Source organism: Algibacter sp. TI.3.09, assembly GCF_038154905.1.
Lineage (GTDB): Bacteria > Bacteroidota > Bacteroidia > Flavobacteriales > Flavobacteriaceae > Algibacter.
Genome location: NZ_JBAKAN010000002.1, coordinates 169,989 through 188,943, shown reverse-complemented (window position 1 = coordinate 188,943; position 18,955 = coordinate 169,989). Strand labels below are relative to the sequence as shown.

15 protein-coding genes are annotated in these 18,955 nt (G+C 33.6%); 7 read left to right on the top strand and 8 right to left on the bottom strand.

Features of this window, described 5'->3' with window-relative positions:
* Window positions 1-269 precede the first annotated feature (269 nt).
* Complete coding sequence (locus V6246_RS08605) at window positions 270-3,158, top strand: TonB-dependent receptor (RefSeq protein WP_341560024.1); 2,889 nt, start codon at window positions 270-272, stop codon at window positions 3,156-3,158.
* 293 nt (window positions 3,159-3,451) lie between these two features.
* On the opposite strand, the gene V6246_RS08600 is transcribed toward V6246_RS08605, so the two are convergent.
* Genes V6246_RS08600 through V6246_RS08585 form a run of 4 tightly spaced genes read right to left on the bottom strand, consistent with a single transcriptional unit; the run spans window position 3,452 to window position 10,188 of the window.
* Window positions 3,452-6,979 (bottom strand): efflux RND transporter permease subunit, encoded by a 3,528-nt coding sequence (locus tag V6246_RS08600; protein ID WP_341560023.1) that lies wholly within the window; start codon window positions 6,977-6,979, stop codon window positions 3,452-3,454.
* Window positions 6,980-7,031: 52 nt separating this feature from the next.
* Window positions 7,032-8,201, bottom strand: a complete 1,170-nt coding sequence (locus tag V6246_RS08595) for an efflux RND transporter periplasmic adaptor subunit (RefSeq protein WP_341560022.1) — start codon at window positions 8,199-8,201, stop codon at window positions 7,032-7,034.
* Between the two features lie 39 nt (window positions 8,202-8,240).
* Window positions 8,241-9,581: a TolC family protein gene (locus V6246_RS08590; RefSeq protein WP_341560021.1), complete on the bottom strand. Its 1,341-nt coding sequence runs from the start codon at window positions 9,579-9,581 to the stop codon at window positions 8,241-8,243.
* A 1-nt stretch (window position 9,582) separates the two neighbouring features.
* Entirely contained in the window at window positions 9,583-10,188 is a 606-nt protein-coding gene (locus V6246_RS08585) for a TetR/AcrR family transcriptional regulator (RefSeq protein WP_042496500.1), read from the bottom strand.
* Between the two features lie 125 nt (window positions 10,189-10,313).
* On the opposite strand from V6246_RS08585, the gene V6246_RS08580 reads away from it, so the two are divergent.
* The 6 genes from V6246_RS08580 (at window position 10,314) to V6246_RS08555 (ending at window position 15,227) form a co-directional block, all read left to right on the top strand.
* On the top strand, window positions 10,314-11,288 hold the full coding sequence (locus tag V6246_RS08580) for a polyprenyl synthetase family protein (RefSeq protein ID WP_341560020.1): 975 nt from the start codon (window positions 10,314-10,316) through the stop codon (window positions 11,286-11,288).
* A gap of 36 nt (window positions 11,289-11,324) precedes the next feature.
* Entirely contained in the window at window positions 11,325-11,675 is a 351-nt protein-coding gene (locus V6246_RS08575) for a hypothetical protein (protein ID WP_282148810.1), read from the top strand.
* A 68-nt stretch (window positions 11,676-11,743) separates the two neighbouring features.
* Complete coding sequence (locus V6246_RS08570) at window positions 11,744-12,178, top strand: RrF2 family transcriptional regulator (RefSeq protein ID WP_282148527.1); 435 nt, start codon at window positions 11,744-11,746, stop codon at window positions 12,176-12,178.
* A gap of 48 nt (window positions 12,179-12,226) precedes the next feature.
* Entirely contained in the window at window positions 12,227-12,958 is a 732-nt protein-coding gene (gene ric, locus V6246_RS08565; protein WP_341560019.1) for an iron-sulfur cluster repair di-iron protein, read from the top strand.
* Between the two features lie 200 nt (window positions 12,959-13,158).
* Window positions 13,159-13,980 (top strand): universal stress protein, encoded by an 822-nt coding sequence (locus V6246_RS08560; RefSeq protein ID WP_341560018.1) that lies wholly within the window; start codon window positions 13,159-13,161, stop codon window positions 13,978-13,980.
* Between the two features lie 59 nt (window positions 13,981-14,039).
* A complete protein-coding gene (locus tag V6246_RS08555; RefSeq protein ID WP_341560017.1) occupies window positions 14,040-15,227 on the top strand; it encodes a hypothetical protein in 1,188 nt (395 codons plus the stop codon).
* A 41-nt stretch (window positions 15,228-15,268) separates the two neighbouring features.
* On the opposite strand, the gene V6246_RS08550 is transcribed toward V6246_RS08555, so the two are convergent.
* The 4 genes from V6246_RS08550 to V6246_RS08535 form a co-directional block, all read right to left on the bottom strand.
* Complete coding sequence (locus V6246_RS08550) at window positions 15,269-15,979, bottom strand: SCO family protein (RefSeq protein WP_341560016.1); 711 nt, start codon at window positions 15,977-15,979, stop codon at window positions 15,269-15,271.
* Window positions 15,980-15,984: 5 nt separating this feature from the next.
* Window positions 15,985-16,758 (bottom strand): formylglycine-generating enzyme family protein, encoded by a 774-nt coding sequence (locus V6246_RS08545; protein ID WP_341560015.1) that lies wholly within the window; start codon window positions 16,756-16,758, stop codon window positions 15,985-15,987.
* Between the two features lie 8 nt (window positions 16,759-16,766).
* On the bottom strand, window positions 16,767-18,215 hold the full coding sequence (nirK, locus tag V6246_RS08540) for a copper-containing nitrite reductase (RefSeq protein ID WP_074936927.1): 1,449 nt from the start codon (window positions 18,213-18,215) through the stop codon (window positions 16,767-16,769).
* Window positions 18,216-18,372: 157 nt separating this feature from the next.
* Entirely contained in the window at window positions 18,373-18,903 is a 531-nt protein-coding gene (locus V6246_RS08535) for an alpha-ketoglutarate decarboxylase (protein WP_341560014.1), read from the bottom strand.
* Window positions 18,904-18,955: the final 52 nt, after the last annotated feature.

Genomic DNA, 18,955 nt, shown 5'->3' with positions numbered 1-18,955 from the left:
AATAATTCTCAAACGCTAATAAAACGTTAATTGGACGTTTTATTTTTTCGCGAATAGTTGACTGTTTATTTTTTAGGATGCTGATTGTTATGGGTTTGTAATATTTTTTATTTTTTTATTTCGAAAAATAATGACTCAAAAACATTTCTTTAATTTGTAGGTTTTTACTGTTAAAAAGCTGTTTTGTAAGTGATGTTTTATCGGTAAGTGTTTAAATTACAAGATAATATGCATATCTTAGCTAGAACTAATTCAAATAAATTATAACTATGAGTAAAATTCTACATTTAAAATGTCTGATGTTTCTATTTTGTATAGGTCTATCAGGAGCGGCATTAGCCCAAGAAATTTCAGGAACTGTAAAAGACGACTCTGGAGCCTTACCAGGGGTTTCTGTAATTGTAAAAGGTACGTCTACGGGTACAACCACAGATTTTGACGGAAAGTATAGCGTAAATGCAAAAAAAGGTGATGTTTTAGTGTTTTCGTACGTAGGTTATGAAACGCAAGACAAAACCGTTACAGGTATGGTTATGAATGTTACCATGCAATCTGGTGTTGCCTTAAACGAGGTTGTATTAATAGGGTCTAGAAATAAATCTAGAACATCTATTGATACACCTGTGCCAGTAGATGTTATTGATATGTCGCAAATTGCTACATCAGGACCTCAAACAACTATTACTGAGATTTTAAATTATGTTGCGCCTTCATTTACATCAACAACTCAAACGGTTTCAGACGGTACAGATCACGTTGATCCGGCCTCTTTAAGAGGTTTAGGGCCAGATCAAGTTTTGGTTTTAATTAATGGTAAAAGAAGACATAAATCTTCATTAGTAAATGTAAATGGTACAGTTGGTACAGGTACAGTTGGTACAGATATGAATTCGATTCCTACGGCTTCAATAGAAAGAATAGAGGTTTTAAGAGATGGTGCAGCTGCCCAATATGGTTCTGATGCTATTGCTGGTGTAATTAACCTTGTTCTTAAAAAAGCAACAAACGAGCTGACTTTAAACGTGAATTCGGGTGCAAATATGAGTAAGCACTCTAATCAGTATAATGAAGGAGGGACTGATGGTGAAAAATTTCAAATTGATGCTAACTATGGTGTAGATCTAGGAGACAATGGTGGTTATATTAACTTTACTGGGTCTTTAAGTACAAGAGGTGCAACTAACAGAAGTGATTCAATGGGACAACCTATTTATACAATGTTTGATATTGCTACAAGAACTTTAGGTTACGATAATGCTTTTGCTATGGATCCAAGTGATTTAGCTAATTATGTTGCTGGTTTAGATCCAACATTACAAACTGTTTATGATAATGGTGTTGCGGCAGGCGATTCTTTTTTAGATATTATTAATTCAGATTCGGCAACTTTTGTGGGTGACACATCAAATTCTTCACCTATTTCTGATTATGAATTAGCACAACGTGGTTTAACTCGTGATGATTTTAGAATGAAAGTAGGGCAGTCTAAATTAAGAAGTGGACAGTTTATGATGAACATGGAAATACCTTTAGACGATAATGGTTCTGCTATTTACTCTTTTGGAGGCATGAGTTTTAGAGATGGTTCTGCGGCAGGTTTTTATAGAAGACCAGCTTATACAGATGGTAGAGCTAATACTGAAGCTTTTGCAAATGGGTTTTTACCACATATAGCTTCTCGTGTTATAGATAAATCTATAGCTGCCGGTATTAAAGGTAAAATAGGTGATTGGGATATAGATTTCTCTAATACTTACGGTGTGAATAGTTTCGATTTTACTATTAAAAATACGGTTAATGCAACTTTAGGTGCTTCTTCTCCAACAGAATTTGAAGCTGGTGGGTTTTCATTTGCGCAAAACACAACAAACTTCGATTTGTCAAATTTTTATGAAGATACTTTTGAAGGTTTAAATGTTGCTTTTGGTGCTGAATATAGGCTTGAAAATTATCAATTAATTGCAGGCGAAGAGGCTTCTTATTCAAAATATGATACAAACGGAGAAATTGTAACAAACTACACAGATGCGAGTAATATTTTAACGAGTTATTTTGGTGAAGGTGTTCCTGGTGGAGCTCAAGTTTTTCCTGGATATAGACCAGAAAATGAAGTGGATCAAAACAGAAATAGTTTTGCGGCTTATGTTGATTTAGAGGCAGATTTAACTGAAGCTTTTTTATTAAGTGCTGCATTACGTTACGAGAATTTTAATGATTTTGGTAAAACCTTTAACTGGAAACTATCTGGTAGATATAAATTAACGGAGAATAGTGCTATACGTGGTGCAATAAGTACGGGTTTTAGAGCTCCAGATTTACATCAAATTTATTTTAATGCTACCGCAACGCAATTTGTTGCAGGTATTCCAATTGAGCAAGGAACTTTTGCAAACAATAGTAGATTAGCCGATTTGTTGTCGATTCCAGAATTGGAAGAAGAAACTTCTTTTAACGCTAGTTTAGGGTTTACTGCTAAAATACCGAGCGCTGGTTTAAAAATAACTATTGATGGATATATGGTTAATGTTGATGATAGAGTCGGTATAACAAGAAGTTATACGCCGTCTACAACGGAGCAACAAGATATTTTTGATGCTGCCGCTGCAGGTGCTGCTAAATTTTTTACTAATGGTTTTGATACAGAGTCTAGAGGGTTAGATATTGTAATAGATCATAAAACAAGTATTGGTACTAATGGAACTTTAAATAATATATTATCTGGAACGTTTTCTAAAACAGAAGTGAAGAATGTTAAATCTATTCTTGGAACAGAAATTTTAGATGAAACACTTAAAGGTTATATTGAAGATGCAATGCCAAGAGCTAAGGTGAATTTAACGAATAACTACTCTAATGGTGATTGGAATTTTATGTTACGTAACGTATATTTTGGTTCAGTAAATGATCCTGATTTTAGAGGTTCAACCACACCAGTTACTTACGGAGAAAAAATTATTACAGATTTATCTTTAACTTATAGTTTTTCTGATAACTTAAAACTGACAGCAGGAGCTAATAACTTATTAGATGTTTATCCAGATGAAGTTCCTTTTGAAGGTTCTCAATACGGAGATCAATTTATATTTTCACGTAGAACCTCTCAATTTGGTTTTAACGGACGTTATGTTTTTGGTAGATTAACATTTATTTTAAAATAAGAAGAAAGTATTTATTAATCTTAAAAGCCTCGTAAATCAATCGATTTACGAGGCTTTTTTTAGTTTATCAAATTATCATTATGTGATTTCTCTTTGCTCTAAAATGACGAGAGGTGATTACATGTATTTAAGTCATGCCGATACTAGGAGGAGTCGCACACGTTTCCTTTTGTATGAATCTGTTCTATATAGCGGAATGTTTTGTTTAATTCTTCTTAAAAACTAAAAACCCAGACGCTTCAATTAAGAAAGTCTGGGTTTTCGCTATTAATCGAGTTAGTCACACAATTAAATTATTCTTCTATTCTTTTATTCGTATTAAAAACTTCTTTGTCATCAATTGGTTTTAATGCAACAACACGGTTGCTGTATATTTTCATTTTAGATCTTGTTACCAAGTAAAATAAAATAGGCACAACAACTAATGTTAAAAAGGTTGCAATAAATAAACCATAAATCACAGTCCATGCTAGTGGTCCCCAGAAAATAACGTTATCTCCACCCATATAGATGTGAGGGTTGAATTCACTAAATAAGGTAAAAAAGTTAATGTTTAATCCAATAGCTAACGGTACTAACCCTAGAATTGTTGTTATAGCTGTTAATAATACTGGACGTAAACGCGCTTTTCCTCCTGTAATAATAGCTTCTAGTAGTTCAGCGGTTTGTAAATACTGATCTTCTTCTAGATTATGTTTCGCTTTCTTTCTATCTATTAAAAGTTGGGTGTAATCTAATAGTACCACACCGTTGTTTACTACAATTCCGGCAAGTGAAATAATTCCCATCATGGTCATCATGATAACGAAAGAACTCCCGGTAAGTACTATACCACCAAACACACCAATTAAGCTTAAAAAGATGGCTAGCATAATAATTCCTGGTTTCGACACCGAGTTAAATTGGAATATTAATATGAAGAAAATTAAACCCAAACCTGTAAAAAAGGCGCCCATTAAAAAGGCCATTTGTTTGTTTTGTTCTTCAATTTGCCCCGTATAATCTATAGTAACATCAGAAGGCTTTTGGGTAAAGCTTTTCATTTCATTCTGTATTTTAGAAACAATAGCAGCGGCATCAGTATAACCAGGAGCCAATGCAGAGTAAAGCGTTACAACACGTTTTACATCTTTATGTTTTATAGCACTAAAACCAGAGGTATTACTTTGTTTGGCAACTGCAGAAACCGGAATCTCTTTAACTTGCCCAGAAGCCATGTCTCTAAATGTCATTTTCTGATTGAAAATAGCACTAGTATTATAACGATCTTCTTTATTGAAACGTACATAGATATCGTAATCTTCACCATCTTCTTTGTAAATACCAGCTTTAGATCCGAAGATTGCATTACGTAATTGTTGACCAACTTGCCCTGTGGAAACACCTAGTTCTCCGGCCTTTTTTCGGTCAACAATAACTTGCATAGAGGGTTTAGATTTATTTACATCAATCTTTAATTCATCTATACCTTGAACGTTTTTAGAGTTTATAAAATCGCGCATACTTTCTGCTGTAGCAATAAGTTCGCTATAATCATTTCCTTCTAATTCAACATTAATAGGGTAACCTGCAGGTGGTCCGTTAGCATCTTTTTCAACTGAAATAGCAATACCAGGATAAACATCTTTTAAATCGGCTTGCACCTTTTTAAGAAGCTCTTGGCTATCTGCACCTTCTCTGAATTTGTACTCGCGCATACTCGCGGTAATTTTTGCGCGGTGTGGCATTTCTGCAGCAGAACCACCATCAGTTTGCGGATTTCCTGCGCCTTCTCCAACTTGAGATACAGCACTTTCGGTTAAAAAGTTGAAATCACCATTCATGTAAACCTCGTCGTTCAATATTTTATAAACACGACCTTCGATTTCTTTTGTAATGGCGTTGGTTTTTTTAATATCAGTACCTTCTGGATATTCTATGTAAACAATAATTTGATTTGGCTTATTGTCTGGGAAAAATTCTACTTTGGTACGTTGGCTGCCTACCGATGCACCAAAGCCCATAAAGGCAACAATTAATAAGATAAAAGTACCAACAGTAATAAGTATTGGTTTTTTGCCGCTTAATGCATAACGAAGTGATTTCTCGTAAGCTTTCTCCCAAAGCGGTAGTACTTTATTTTGAAAACTATTAGACCAGTTTCTAAGGAATAAGCGGTAGATCCAAAGTAGGACAACAACAAATACCATTAGTGTCCCTAAGGCATTGTAACTACCACCGAAGAACATAATTAAGAGTCCGATAATTCCGAATATTGCCGAAATTCTAACAATTTGTTTTAAAGGCATGTTTTTATCCTCAACTGTCATGTATTTAGATACTAAAACAGAGTTGAAAAAGATAGCCACAAATAATGAAGATCCTAAAACTACTGAAAGCGTAATCGGGAAGTATTTCATAAACTGCCCCATAACACCTGGCCATAAACCTAAAGGAATAAAGGCGGCAACTGTAGTTGCTGTAGATATAATAATTGGGTAAGCAATTTCGCCAATCCCTTTTTTAGCAGCTTCAATACGGCTCATGCCTTCTTCACTCATAAGGCGATATACGTTTTCTACTACTACAATACCGTTATCTACTAGCATACCAAGGCCCATAATAAGTCCGAAAAGGATCATGGTGTTCATGGTGTAGCCTAATAAGTCTAGTATCATTAAAGACATAAACATAGACATCGGGATGGCAAAACCAACAAAAAGTGCGTTTTTAAATCCTAAAAAGAACATTAAAACGGTAACAACTAGTATAATACCAAAAATAATATTGTTTACTAAATCGTCTACTTGCCCAATGGTTTTAGACGATTGATCGTTAGCAATAGTAACTTTAAGATCGGGTGGAAATACATTTTTTATGGCATCGCTAACAATAACTTCTATTTGTTCTGCCGCTGCAACCATGTTTTTGCCAGCACGTTTTTTAACGTCTAGCATAACCACTTGATGGCCGAATTCTCTAGCGTAAGTGGTTTTGTCTTCGTCTTTAAAACTTACTTTAGCAACATCTTTTAAGTAAATAGGGTTGTTCATTTCAGATTTTACAACAAAGCCTTCTAGCTCTTTTGGATCTTCAATTTCACCTAAAATTCGAATGGTACGTCGTTGTCCACTAGAAATTAAATTCCCGGCAGACATAGTCATGTTTTCTCTTCCTATGGCATTTAGAATATCATCGAAACTTACTTGAGCCGCCATCATTTGGTAGATGTCTACAGCAACTTCAACTTCTTTTTCTTGGGCGCCACGAATATCAACTTGTTTAATTTCTTGAAGGTTTTCAATTTCATCTTCAAGATATTCCCCAAATTCCTTAAGTCTATCTACAGGATAATCGCCAGAGATATTAATGTTGAGAATGGGTATTTCTTCCGACATACTTAAATCGAAAACATTAGGTTCTACCTTGGCTCCGTTAAATGTAGGCCAATCTTCTCCCGAAGATTCCGAATCTATTTCATCTTTAACCTTTTGTTTGGCAGCTTCAACGGTAATTTTTTCATCGAATTCTACAACTACAATAGAGTAATCTTCTTGCGATGTTGAGGTGATTTCAACAACATTACTTAAGGTTTTTAATTTATCCTCAATTGGGTCGGTTATTAGTTTTTCAATATCCTCGGCAGTATTCCCAGGGTAAATAGAGCTAATATAAATTTTGGTTTCTTTAATTTCCGGAAAGTTCTCTCTAGGCATGCTAAAGTAAGAACCTGTTCCAAGAAAAAGTATGAGCGCAATTAAAACATACATTGTTGTTTTATTGTCTATGGCCCAAGACGCTAAGCGAAATTCTTTTAGTACTTCTTTCTTCTTTTTAGTCATCAGTATTTAATCTTTAGACGTTAGTATTATTGGTCTAGAATTTAGAATGATTTTATTCAATGTTTAAAATCTTTACGCTTTGTCCATCTTTTACACTTCTGGCACCTTCGTTTATAATTTCGCTTCCGTTTTCTAGTCCAGAAAGAATTTCTATATAATCGCCTTGCGTTTTTCCTGTTTCAATAAAAACACGTTTTGCTTTAGCTTGGTTATCGGCTTTATCACTAATAGCGTAAACATATTGTTTGCCTTCTGCATTTTCTGAAATAATACTTTGCGGAATAAGTATAGCATTATCGTTAGTGTAATCGTTAATTTTAAGCTTCGCCGTTAGGTTAGGTTTAATAGTTCTATCTTTATTATCGATAGCTATTTCAACTTTAAACGTACGGTTTGATGGGTTGATAAAGTTTCCTGCCTGACGCACTTTAGCATCTATTTGTTTGTTAAGAATAGGGAAGTCTACTTTTACATCTTTCCCTGGTGCTAGTTCAGTAATGTAACGCTCAGGTACGTCGGTTTCAATGTACATATCTTGAAGGTTTACAATACGGAAAAGTTGCGATTGTCCTGGAGAAACTACACTACCTTGCTCTGTAATAACATCATCTATAGTTCCTGAAAAAGGAGCTCTAACTATAGTTTTACTTAACTGTTGTTGTAGTTGTCCAACGGCTTGTTCTTGTGCATCAAAATTAGCTTTGGCTTGTAGGTATTGAATTTCACTACCTATTTTTTGGTTCCATAAACGTTCTTGACGTTCAAAGGTTGTTTTTGCTAAAGCGGTTTGAATTTTTAATTGAGCTAATTGTTGGTTTAATCCACCATCGTCAATTTTAGCAAGCGATTGCCCTTTGGTTACACGTTGCCCTTCTTTAACATATACATTAGATAAAACGCCCGAATATTCTGGGTAAATAACAATGTTTTGTTTTGTGTCTACGTTACCTTGTAATTCTACATAGTGTTGAAAAAGGGAATGTTTAACTTCAAAAGTAGTTATTAAAGGGATTTTTTCTAAAGGATCTATTTCCTTAATTTTTATTTCTAAAAGTTTTAATTGTCCCGCAAGTTCTTGCTCGATAGTTTCTAATTCGGCTTTCTTTTGATGAATTAATTCCAAATTATTGGTTGCAATAACATCTTCTACAGATTGCTTTTTTTCGCTACCACAAGAAGAAAGAACTAACGCTATGGCTAAGAGTGAATATATATGTTTCATTGTATTGTTGATTTTAGTAAATTTTATTTTGATGATGAATTAGTTTATTTGATTAGATATAGTTTCTAAAGCCACTTTGTTGTTTATAACATTAAGCATGGCTTGTAAAAACTCTTGTTGTGCCGAGTAAAGTTGGGTTTGTGCTTGTCTTAAATCGAAACTAGAAGCAATACCTTCAAAAAACTTGGTTTGGTTTTTAGTTTCAATACGCTCGGCAAGGTTTAAGTTTTCCTTTTTATTTGAATACTCTTCGATAGCAAATTGATAATCACTTTTAGCCGATGCGATTTGAAGTTTTAATTGTTGCTCGGTTTCTGTTAAATCATCTTCAGCCTTTTCTAAGTTTATTTTAGCACGTTGTATTTTAGATTTTGTTGCTCCAGAAGTAAAAATAGGAACACTTAATTTTGCTCCAAAAATAGCATAACCATAGTATTTTTGATCACTATCTAAAAACGTAAATTCTGGGCTGTAAGCAGTATAACCACCACTTAAAAAAGCGCTAATTGTAGGTAGGTTTTTGTATTTCTCTAATTTTAATAATAACTCCTTAGATGTTTTATCGTTTTCGGCAATTTTATAATCTATGGTGTTTTCTATATTAAATGGATTATCAATTAACTCTAAATCGATGTTTTGCGCTGTTAATGTTTCAAGGTTGTCGGTAAGCACTGTATTATTATCAATATCTAGACCTAAAGTAATATTAAGCATTTGGTAAGCTACTTTTTTCAATCTAATGCTATTGTTTAGGGTGCTTTTAATGCTTGATAAGGTTATTTTTAATTGCTCTACACTTTCTTCTTCCTCTAAACCATTTTCGTAAATTTTAGTAATTTCATCTAGGTTTTTTTGAAGCGCAGTTTTGTTACGTTCTAAAATAGCAACACTTTCTTCTGTTAGCAATACGTTGCCATAAGCATTAACTACTGCTTTTTTAACTTCTAAATCTGTTTTAGTTTTAGCATTTTTAGATATTTCTAAATATACTTTGGCCGATTGTAAACCAACAATATAAGAACCATCGAAAAGTAACTGACTTAAAGTCGCAGAACCAATTAAGCTCTGTTCCAAGCCTAAAGCAAGCGCTGTGTATTCGCCTTCAGGACCACCAAAAGCAGAGGCTTCAACAACTTGTAATTGCTGTTTTATACTATTTTGGTAATCTACGGCTGCATTAAGTTGTGGTAAACCTGCTGCAGTAGTTTCCCATTTTTGTTCCTTCGCGGCATCTATATCTCTGGAAGCGTTTTTTGCCGTTCTGTTATTTTCAAGAGCAAAATCTATAGCAGCATCCAAAGAGAAGCTATTGGTTTCTTCTTGCGAAATAGCCGTTATAGAAACTAATAAACTAAAAAATATAATTAGTTTGTTTTTCATTTTATGATTGAGTTTTTGTTATAAATTTATTTAAAGTTTCAAATCCTTTTTCGGTAACAATGGCTCTTAAGTGGTATTCTAAGTAGCTTTCCATCAAGTAATCCATAGAGAATAAATCTGTTGGAAATATGGTGCCATCCTTAATACCCGTCATTCCATTAAAATACATTCTAGAAATAAAATTGATATCTATATTGGCACGAAATAGGCCGGTGTCAATACCTTTTTGAAGGCTATCACTAACGGAATCGTGCATTTTTTCAAATTGTTTTAAATGCAGTGTCGCATAAATTTGAGGGTAATATTTTTTAAGTTGAAATTGAGGAGACGATTTTTCACTCTCTAAATGATTCATTACAAACATTTTTATATCGTATAATTCCTCAATAGGGTTTATCGAATTGCAGCAAATATTGTCTATACCATTGCAAATAACATCGAAAACAGAAAACGAAACCGCTTCTACTAACTTGGTTTTGTTGGCGAAATGCACGTAAATGGTTTTTTTAGATATGCCCATTTCGTGAGCAATATCGTCCATTGTAACACTTTTAAATCCTAGGTTTAAAAATAAATCGGTGGCTTTATGTACTATTTTTTCTCTCATAATTCGTGGCAAATGTACAACAGGAAACTTTAAAAACAAAAATAGTTTCCTGAGTTTTAATCATTTTTTAATATTAAATTTACTTTCAGGGTTTTTAATATGTTCAATTCCTTTATTTTTGCGCGATGCTTTCAATAGAAAAATACCAACACGAGTTTATAGAATATTTAGAAACGTATTCTACTGTAAAAGAGCCTGAAAATCTTTACGCGCCAATTCAATATATTTTGGAGTTAGGCGGCAAAAGGTTAAGGCCAGTTTTAACTTTAATGGCTGCCGATATTTTTGGAGACGATTATAAAGATGCTTTAAACGCCGCTTTAAGCATTGAGGTGTTTCATAACTTTTCTTTAGTTCATGATGATATTATGGACGATGCACCTTTACGTAGAGGACATGAAACGGTACACGAAAAATGGGATATAAATACAGCTATACTTTCGGGAGATGCTATGCTTATTATGGCGTACCAACTTTTTGAAAATTACGAGGCTCCGGTTTTTTTAGAGCTTGCTAAGTTATTTAGCAAAACGGCTTTAGAGGTTTGTGAGGGTCAGCAATATGATGTTGATTTTGAAACTAGAACAGATGTTAGTGTACCTGAGTATTTGAAAATGATTGAATACAAAACCGCGGTTTTAGTTGCTGCTGCCATGAAAATGGGTGCCATTGTTGCGAAAGCTTCAAAAGAAGATCAGGGTAATATTTATAGTTTTGGTCGTTATTTAGGTATAGCATTTCAATTACAAGACGATTATTTAGATGCTTTTGGTGATCCAAAAACCTTTGGAAAGCAAGTTGGTGGTGATATTATTGAGAATAAAAAAACCTATTTATATTTAAAAGCTTTAGAGTTTTCTAATGAGGAAGATAGTGTGGCGTTAAGCCAATTATTTGCTTCTAATCCGGAAGATGTTACAACTAAAATAGAAACTGCAAAACAATACTTTGTAAATTCAGGTTCGGCGGAAGCGACTAAAAAGGCGATACTAGCTTATACTGAAAAAGCCTTTGCAGTGTTGGAATCTTTAAATATTCCGGAGCCTAAAAAAGCCATACTTAAAACGTTTGGTAGTAATTTAATGAACCGTACGGTTTAAGTTTTTATTTTTTCCACGGAAGTGTAAATTTACATGATGCAGTTACCCACTAGTTTTGATCATTTAATTGAAGAAGCAAATGCTTTAAATTTATATGAAAAACTGATTTTACAGCTTAACAAAGACTTTTTGTTGGCCAATGTAGATTTAGATTTTCATGAAGAAGTTTTACCGTCTAGCTTGAAGTTGTTACTTCATGAAACGGTGTACAAGCTTATTCAAGAAAAATTTAACGAGTATTTAAATTTGCTTTACATTATAGATGTTCCTGAAAAAGATGTGAAAGCTTTGAATGGAGATGATGTTTTAAAACTATCGGAAGAAGTTATGTTTTTAATTTTGAAACGCGAGTGGCAGAAGGTTTGGTTTAAAAATAAATATTCTTAAAATTTAATAAAGATGTTTTTATCCTATTTAAAAATATCTTCATATATTTGTATTATAAAATAAGTATTATGTTTTCTAAAGCTTGTGAGTACGGAATTAAAGCAGCAATTTTTATTGCTACAAAATCCTATGAAGACAAGCGTGTTAGTCCCAAAGAAATAGCCGAGAAAATTAATTCGCCTCAGGCATTTACTGCAAAAATATTACAATCTTTAGTACGTAATGATATTGTGAGTTCTGTTAAAGGGGCTTACGGTGGTTTTGAAATACAAAAAGATAGAATTAGTCAGGTTAAATTAGCTCAAATTGTAAAAGCGATCGATGGTGATAGTATTTATATGGGCTGCGGTTTAGGTTTGGAAAAATGTGATGAAAATCACCCATGTCCGGCACACGATAAATTTAAAATTGTTAGAGATGAACTTCAGAATATGTTGGAAAACACTACTTTAGAAGAGTTGGCGCTTAATATTAAATCGGGGTCTGCATTTTTAAAGACATAAAAAAAATTTGAATATAAATAGGATAAATTTATCCGAAATAAAATAATTATGGAAACACTACATAAAGACGCACAAAAACACATCGGGCAATTTGTAGCAGAAGATTTTAGAACTGCTGCTGTTTTTTCTAAGTATAAAATAGATTTTTGCTGTAACGGTAATCGATCTGTGGAAGCTGCTTGCGAAAAAAAGGGAATAGATAGTAATATGTTATTAGAAGAATTGGAGTCTGTACTGAGCACAACTACTGGCCAATCTATAGATTATAAATCTTGGCCATTAGATTTGCTAGCAGAATATATTGAAAAAACCCACCATAGATACGTAGAAGAGAAAATACCGGTGCTGCGCCAGTTTTTAGATAAGCTTTGCAGAGTGCATGGAGAACGCCATCCCGAACTTTTTAAAGTGAACGAATTGTTTATAGCTTCGGCTGGAGAATTATCGGCTCATCTTAAAAAAGAAGAACTTGTCCTTTTTCCTTTTATAAAAAAAATGGTGAAGGCGACTTTAGATGATGGCGCTGTGCAAGCACCACATTTTGGTACTGTTGAAAACCCAATAGCCATGATGATGAGTGAACATGATAATGAAGGTGAACGTTTTAGACAAATAGCTGGACTTACAGATAATTACAACCCGCCGGCAGATGCTTGTAATACTTATAAGGTAACCTACGCCATGCTCGATGAGTTTGAGAAAGATTTGCATTTACACATACATTTAGAAAATAATATTTTATTTCCAGAGGCGATAAAATTAGAGAAGCGCTTTGTTTAAAAGTAACGTGTAATTCTTGTTTTAATTTAAAAACCCTACTGTATTAATTTTATAATATTTTAGGGTTTTTGTTTGTCTATAAGCATTGGTTTTTGATAAGGTTTAAGTGTGTAACTATTTGCTTAATTGGTATTTATGTGATTTTGGTCATGTTTTTTCTGGTTTTTTTAAAATAAATTGAAGAACTAATCGGCACCATTATGAAAAATATACTCTTACTTTCGGATTTTTCGGCTAATTCCATAAACGCCATACATTACGCCATGCATTTTTTTAAGAATCAAAAATGTAAATTTCATCTCATGAATGTGCATAAAATGGGGAGTTTCACTTCCGATGATTTAATGCGTTTCCCTGGTGAAAGTATTTATCAATCTATTACGCGAGAGCCTAAAGGGAAACTTTATGTGCTAAAAGCAGAATTAGAGAATACGTATAAAAACTTCGATTATCAATTTGAAATTTATATTGATTTTGATGTATTTATTGATGCTATTAATCAGGCTGTAGTAAGCAGAAATATAGACTTTGTTGTTATGGGAACCAATGGTGCTACTGGTGCCAAAGAAATTTTATTAGGTAGTAATACCATTAATGTTATCAGGAAAGTGGATTGTAAAATATTGGCTATTCCAGAAGGTTACAGGTTTACACCTATTAAGGAGTTACTTTTATCTGTTGGGCCTAGAGATGTTATAGACGGAAATCAATTTACCGATTTGTTAGAGTTTATGGAAACCTATCAATTACATCTTAATGTTTTAAGGCTTATGCCGAATAAAGAAAATCTAGACATAGTAAAACAAGATAGATCTAGCTTATCTATATTAAATTGTAAATATAATGTTGTAAACATGGTACCTATAGATTATGCTGTATTAAGTTATCTGCAAACAAATACTGTAGATTTTATGGCTTTGTTTGTAAGGCATGAAGGCTTTTTAGAGCATTTGTTTTCAAAAGGAAATACTAAAATCAATATTTCTAAATTATCAAAACCTATACTCGTGTTGCACAATTAGTTTTATATTTATTTACCATAAAAAGGTTTACTATATTTAGTGTGCCAGAAACCATAATAATGCCTAAAAAGTTAGTAGTAATTTGTTTATTTAATTTCTTAATTGCAGCCTTATTGGGTTTAGCTTTGCGTTATTCCTTTTTAGATTCTATAAGTTTAAATTATAGGTTTTTAACCCATGCGCACTCTCACGTTGCTATGTTGGGTTGGGTGTATTTAATGCTTTATGTTTGTATTGTACATTATTTTATTCCTGAAAAAAAGCCGGTATACAACAAGTTATTTTGGGTTACTCAGTTTGCTGTTTTGGGTATGGTTTTAAGTTTTCCTTTTCAAGGTTATGCTATGGTTTCAATTTCATTTTCAACCTTGCATATTTTTTGTAGTTATTATTTTGCTTACTTAGTTTGGAAACATCATAAAACGGAATCGCCAGTTACTAGCCGTTTATTAAAAACAGCGCTCGTGTTTATGGTAAGCTCTACCATTGGAGTTTGGTGTTTAGGGCCTGCTGTTTCTATGTTGGGGCAAGCTTCTGCGTTTTATCAAATAGCAATTCAATTTTTTTTACATTTTCAATTTAATGGTTGGTTCTTAATTGCTGTTTTGGCTGTGTTTTTTCATCTTTTTAAAATAGAAAATTCTAAATTATTTAGTGCTTTCTATTGGGTTTTAATCGTGTCAACTGTATTAACGTTTGCTCTACCTATTCAGTGGTTTGCACCGCATATGGTATTCCCTTGGATAAATGGTGTTGGCGTTGTGTTACAATTAGTTCTACTTGTTTTATTTGTAAAACTTATTAAGTTTAAGGAGAATAAAGTGGCTAGTGGAGATAATCTTGTTGTAATTAATTTGTATCGTTTTGCTGTGCTGTGTTTTGTTTTAAAAACCATTTGTCAAGCATCTTCTATTTTTCCGGAATTTGCCAATGCGGTTTATGGACATCGCAATTTTGTAATTGGTTTTATCCATTTATTAATGCTTGGTGTGGTTTCTGGGTTTTTGTTTGCCTTCATTCTGAAAAACAATTTACTGTCTTATTCTAAAACTGCTTATCTTGGGATATATAGTTTTTTAGGAGGTTTTGTTTTAACGGAATTAATGTTGCTTATTCAGGGATATAAGTTTTTTACAGGAAGCGGGTTGCTACCAAATTATTACCAATTATTGTTTTATTTCAGTATTTTATTGCCTTTCGGAATCACTTTAATACTGTTTAATTTAATTCGAAAAAAACAAGATTAAAAGGTTTTGTTTTAGTTGTAAACAGAAATGTAATACACCTATTAATGCACCGTTTTAAGTATGGTTTCAATAGTTTCTTTATTATTAACGCCCAAACCTTCTTGTTGATGTATTAATTCACCAGCCGGATTAAATACACTTATAATATTAGAGTGCGAGAAATCTATAGGTGAAATTTGTTTGTATTTCATAGAAAGTACATTAGCAAATTCGCGAACGCTACTTTCTGTGCCTTGCAAAAACATCCACTGTTCACCATCCATAATATTTTCAATAGCGAAAGATTTTAAGCGTTTTGGTGTATCGGTTAATGGATCGATACTTATTAAAACAAACTGAATATCTTTAATTTTCTCGGAAGGAAGTTGTGCTTCAATGTTCCGCATATCGGCAACTAATCTTGGGCATGCTGCTTTGCACGAGGTGTAAATCATTACCATCACTAAAGTTTTTCCTTTTAGTGCTTTGAGTTCAATGGTTTTGTTTTCTTCGGTTTGCCATTTTGAGGTTAGGTTAAATATCGATTCCTCGGAAATGTTATCATCGTCTTTTATAATTTTAGCAGTTTCATTAATAGCTACTAAATCCATTTTGCAAACAGCGCAATTCCCTGATGCGCTATAAGTTTTATCACCTTCGCAGGCCATTGGGCATTTAAAAACTTGAGAAACTTCAGTATTTTTATCAGACTTGCAGCTTTGTATTAACAACCCTGAAGTAAATAGTATAAGGATGAATTTTAATGCTTTCATAATAATTAATTTTTAACAGGTTTCAAGCAACGGAAGCCTAGGTTTTTCATAGCGTATTTTGCTTTTAAGCTTCCGCGTATAGCGTAACGCATAAATGCAGCATAGTTCATTAAATCGGTAGCGTTTAAAGAGGCGCTTCCACAAAATAAATTAGAATCTTTATCAACATCTTTTCGCGATTCGCCTGTAATTAAAACAGAGTTGAAATCGAGTGTCCATTCCCAAACCAAACCGTGTAAATCGTAAACACCCCAAACATTTTTTGGATGTAACCCGATAGTGTCTTCATTAGAGTGCGGAGCTTCATACCAAGCTAGTATTTTTTTATTAAACGATGGTTTAACGCGTGCATCTCTTGTGGTTTCGTCTGCCATGGCTGCATATTCCCATTCGTCTACGGTTGGCAAGCGCTTGCCTTGACATTCGCAATAGGCTTTAGCGGCATACCAAGATATATAGGTTGCTGGACTGTTTAAATTTTCTGTAGATTTTAATTCTAAATTAGAATTCCAGTTTGCCAAATAGCTTTTATCCGAAAATAGTTTTAGAATGTTAGATTTTTGCCATTTTGGATTTTCTTTTAAAAAATTGAGATATTCTAAATTTGTAACAGGGTAGATGTCCATTTCGAAATCTTTAACTTCTACAACCGTCGAGTCCCTGCTATATAGAGGAATATATCGGCTACCTTCTATAAAAACCATACCTTTAGATTGGCTATGCGCCAATGTTTGGACAACCAACAAAACAAGCAAGAATCTAAAGGTTAGGTTTTTCATAATATTAATTATTTACTGTTTTTTACTTTGTCTACCATTTCTTTTGTAACTACTTTTTTAGAGTTACCCCAGCTGTTGTATACATAGGTTAGTACGTTTGCTATTTCATCTGAAGATAGCATTTGTCTTGTCATAACACTATTATAAGTTTCGCCATTAACCGTAATTTCGCCGGTTTTACCATGAAGAACAATACCGATAGCACGATCTACATCTGCATTTAAATAATCGGATTTTGCTAATGGAGGAAAGGCATGTGGAATACCTTGGCCTTCACCCTGGTGACAAGCAAAACAAGTTTGCATATAGGCTTGTTTTCCAAATTCCATTTGTTCTTCAAACGATTTTGCAGGAATTTCCGAAGCTATAATTTCATCTGTTGTTGGCATGTTTTGTATTCCAGGACCTTCTGGTAAGTAAATATCATCGCGTATTTCGCCAGAATAAAGTGTTTTGTTTTTCTCTCCTTCAACTTTAAGCATTCCTAAGGCTCCTTTATTAAAGGCTCTAAAAATAGAGTGGTCTACTAAAATAAATGTACCAGGTACTTCAACTTTAAACTCCATCATGGCAGCGCCACCGGCAGGAATTAATGTGGTTTGTACGTTTTCGTTAATAAGATCGCCGCCTTCTACATGTACTCTATCGAATATTTCACCAATAACATGAAAGGAAGATACTAATCCTGGTCCACCATTACCAACAAAGAGTCTCACGGTTTCGCCTACTTTGGCTGTTAATGCATTGTCGCCAGTAAGAGCGCCTACTTTTCCGTTAAAAACCACGTAATCGGCTTTTTCGTCAACGGCTTTTTGCATATCAAAAGGTTGTAAGCCACGTTCGCCGTTAGCGCCTTTAGTGTAAAAATCACCTTGCATAATGTAATATTCTTTATCTACAGGAGGTAAGCCGCCTTCTGGTTCTACTAAAATTAAGCCATACATACCGTTGGCAATATGCATTCCAACAGGAGCTGTAGCACAGTGATAAACGTATAAACCAGGATTTAAGGTTTTAAAGCTGAAGGTTTTTTCGTGGCCAGGTGCTACAAAAGAAGATTCTGCTCCACCACCAGGGCCAGTTACGGCGTGCATATCTATATTATGTGGTAATTTGTTGTCTGGGTGGTTTTGTAAATGAAATTCTACCTCGTCACCAACACGAGTTCTAATAAAACTGCCTGGTACGGTGCCTCCAAATGTCCAGTACATATATTTTACACCGTCTGTCATTTCGCCTTCTTTTTCAAGAATCTCCATTTTTACAATCAGTTTTTTTGCTTTACGTCGGCCAACTGGAGTTGGTACGTTTGGCGGAGATGTTAACTCTGCAATCATTTCTCTGCTTACAGGTATGTCTGCGGTATTTTCATACTCCTGTTCTTTCGATTTAAAACAAGACGTTAATAGTAGGGTGCTTAGAAAAGTTAAGCTTAATAAAAGGTTGGATGGTCTCATTAGTATTATTTTTTTAGTGATTTTATTTAATTTTTCAATTAGGATAAATTTATCTTAATTAAGATTTATCAAAAATAATACTAAGCTTACTCGTAAAATATGACAAAAGTCAGTTTTATAAGTAAAGCATTAGCTCGTATAATAAGTGTTCTTGTTTTTAGAAGTAAAACCGTACAAATGGGGCCCAAGCTTCAGAATATATACTTTTATCCTGGTCGTACAATACATCGTAACGAATACCAAAAGTAACGTTGCCGCTTCTATAACCGGCTCCAAAATATAAGGCAGGAATCCAATAGTTATCGTTTGGGATATTTAAGTTTACATTATATCTACGGTTTACATTAAGGTGTTCGAACTCGGCAGATAATTGAATTTCGTTAATCGGGTTGTAAAAACCAATTAAGCTTCCTCCTAAAATAGTAGATTTATAAACATTTTTCTGACTGTTGTAAGTGCCATTTACACCTATACCTAAAGAAAAGGAGTTATTAAACTCGTAAACTGCATTTGGAGCTAAAGTGCCACTGAAAAATCCGTCTCCAAAATTTAAACCAATACCACCACCATATCTTACATGCTCCCAAAAATCGCTTTTGAAGTTTTGAGAATTAGATTGGTTAACCAGAGATATAAAAAATATTGAAAAAACAATAACTGCTTTGTTAATTGGGAAAAAAAGTTTCATAAGAATTAGAAATGATTAATAATTTAACAGTTTTCACTGCCATATTCGTGAA